General features: G+C 62.5%; 3 protein-coding genes and 1 pseudogene. All 4 read left to right on the top strand.

Translation table 11 applies throughout. From position 1 onward, the window contains the following. Positions 1 to 138: 138 nt before the first annotated feature. Positions 139 to 594, top strand: coding sequence for a YaiI/YqxD family protein (locus EOA27_RS31110; RefSeq protein ID WP_126082373.1), 456 nt, complete (start codon positions 139 to 141; stop codon positions 592 to 594). Between the two features lie 25 nt (positions 595 to 619). Then, positions 620 to 1,291: a DUF1345 domain-containing protein gene (locus tag EOA27_RS31105; protein ID WP_126082372.1), complete on the top strand. Its 672-nt coding sequence runs from the start codon at positions 620 to 622 to the stop codon at positions 1,289 to 1,291. Positions 1,292 to 1,388: 97 nt separating this feature from the next. After that, the gene (locus EOA27_RS31100) at positions 1,389 to 2,261 is read left to right on the top strand and encodes a cytochrome b/b6 domain-containing protein (protein ID WP_126082371.1); all 873 of its coding nucleotides are present in this window, start codon (positions 1,389 to 1,391) and stop codon (positions 2,259 to 2,261) included. Position 2,262: 1 nt separating this feature from the next. Then, positions 2,263 to 2,644 (top strand): annotated as a pseudogene (locus EOA27_RS31095) (molybdopterin oxidoreductase); the annotation flags it as partial.

The following is a 2,644-nucleotide window of genomic DNA, read 5'->3' as shown; positions in this document are numbered from 1 at the left end:
CAGCCAGACTCGTGGCCATCACCGCCGCCGGGGTGCCGGAGGGCATCGTGCTGCGTGACATGATCGTCACTCGGTTGCTGGTGGAACTGGCGCCGGAAGACAAATAGCCGCCAGGAGTCGCCGATCGCTCGGGAAATCATGATCTACGTCGATGCCGACGCCTGCCCGGTCAAGGCCGAGGTCGAGAAGGTCGCCGAGCGTCATGGGGTTGTCGTCACCTATGTCTCCAATGGCGGCCTGCGCCCATCGCGCGATCCGATGATCCGCAATGTCGTCGTCTCCAAAGGCGCCGATGCCGCGGACGACTGGATCGTCGAGAACGCCAGGGAGAACGACATCGTGGTGACGGCCGACATTCCGCTTGCCGCGCGCACGGTGGCGCTCGGCGCGCATGTGCTGGGGCCGACCGGACGCCCGTTCACCCCGGAAACCATCGGCATGGCGGTGGCGATGCGCGATCTGAAGCAGCATCTGCGCGAGACCGGCGAAAGCCGCGGCTTCAATGCCTCCTTCACGCAAAAGGACAGGTCGCAGTTTCTAGGCGAGCTCGACCGCATCTTGCGGCGCGCGCTCAAATCCGTCACACCGGATTGATCCAACGTCTTCAGGGACCCGACCCATGGGTGAAGACCTCAAGACGCCGATGCATCGCCACATGCAGTTCGCACTGGCCTTTGCGATCGGCATCGTCGCCCTACTGGTGGCTCTTCTGCTCAAGGCACCGCTCCCCTACTCCATCGGCGCCAATGTGTTCTTCGTGAGCTATATCGCCATGGTGCTGGCGCTGATGCCGAGCCTCACCGGCCGCTATCTCAGCAGGAACGCGCGCGCGACGGACATGCCCGTGCTGCTTATCTTCGCCGTCACGTTCTTCGTCGTCGTTGCGGCCATCGTCTCGCTGTTTCTTTTGATCAATCAGAAAGATGCGGCGCACCCTTGGCAGCTTGCCTTCGCCATGCTGTCGATCCCGCTCGGCTGGTTCACCATCCACGCCATGGCGTCGCTTCACTATGCGCATGTCTATTGGAAGGATGGAGGCGAGATCGATCAGAAAACCCAGAAGAAAATGCCGGTCGGCGGCCTCGATTTTCCCGGCGGCAAAAGACCAGAAGGTTGGGACTTCCTCTATTTCGCGACGGTCATCGGCATGACGGCGCAGACGGCGGACACGGCCATAACCACCTCGCAAATGCGCCTTGTCGTGCTTGTCCACTCGATCCTGAGCTTTTTCTTCAACACGGTGATCGTTGCCGCGGCGGTCAATCTCGCGGTCACCCTGGGCTCTCCGTAATAAATCCGTGATCGCATGAAACATTGCCTTGTGCGGCGACGTATTGAGGGAAGACAAGGACCTGAGAAGCCGCCTGCCTGAGGCGGCCGGAGGCAAGATGGACGCTGTTGCCAACAACCAATCCACCCCCAAGGTGGACGAAGTGGACACCACCCTCATCTACCGGCAGTCGCGCTGGACGCGGTTGACCCATTGGCTGTGGGCTTTCTCGCTGTTCTTCATGCTGCTTTCCGGCCTGCAGATCTTCAACGCGCGGCCGCAGCTTTATCTCGGCAAGCAGTCCGGTTTCGAGTTCAACAACACCATTCTCGAGATCGGCGCCGAAAACACCGCCAACGGTCCGCGCGGTTTCACCGCGATCCTCGGCCACCGCTTCGACACTACCGGCGTGCTCGGCTGGTCGGGTCCGCCCGGACAGGAAACGCCCCGCGCCTTTCCGGCCTGGGCGACCATTCCCTCCTATTACGACCTTGGCACCGCCCGCGTCGTGCATTTCTTCTTCGCCTGGATCCTAACCACGACGCTGCTCGTCTGGCTGATCGCCGGCCTGGTCAACGGCCACATCCGCCGAGACCTCGCCCCTCGCCTCTCGGATATGCGCAAGCTGCCGCGCGACATCGTCGACCACGCGAAGCTGAAATTCCACCACACCCGTGAGTACAACACCCTGCAGAAGATGGCTTATGGCGGCGTGCTGTTCGTGGCTCTGCCGTTGATGATCGTGACCGGGCTCGCCATGTCGCCAAGCATGGATTCGGTGCTGCCATGGCTCAACGAAATCCTTGGCGGCCGACAGACGGCGCGCACCATCCATTTCGCCGTCATGGTGCTGCTCGTCCTCTTCTTCATCGTCCACATCCTGATGATCCTGGCCGCCGGCCCGATCAACGAGCTGCGCTCGATCATCACCGGCTGGTACCGCACCGACCCGCCCGCAAAGCACGACCAGCCGACCGAGAGGAGCGCCTGAGATGGCAAAATTCCAGATCAGCCGCCGTAAATTCTTGACCGCGAGCAGCCTCGGCCTGTCAGGCATCGCATTATCGGGCTGCGACGCCTTCGACAGCGGTCTCGGCATTGGTGGCGGCCTGCGCAGCTTCCTCGAAAACGCCAACGGTCTGACTTACCGCGCGCAGCGCTTTCTTGCAGGCCGCGACGCGCTGGCGCCGGAATTCACCGAGGCCGATATCCGTCAGCCGCAGCGGCCGAATGGCGTCACGGCGCCCGATGACGACACCTACAAGGGTCTGCTCGCCAACAATTTCGCCGACTGGCGCCTGGAGGTCACCGGGCTGGTCGAGAAGCCGCTGTCGCTGACCCGCGAGCAGCTCCAGAACATGCCGAGCCGCACCC

The sequence above is a fragment of the Mesorhizobium sp. M2A.F.Ca.ET.037.01.1.1 genome, from assembly GCF_003998075.1.
Lineage (GTDB): Bacteria > Pseudomonadota > Alphaproteobacteria > Rhizobiales > Rhizobiaceae > Mesorhizobium.
This window is presented reverse-complemented; position numbering and strand designations above follow the sequence as displayed.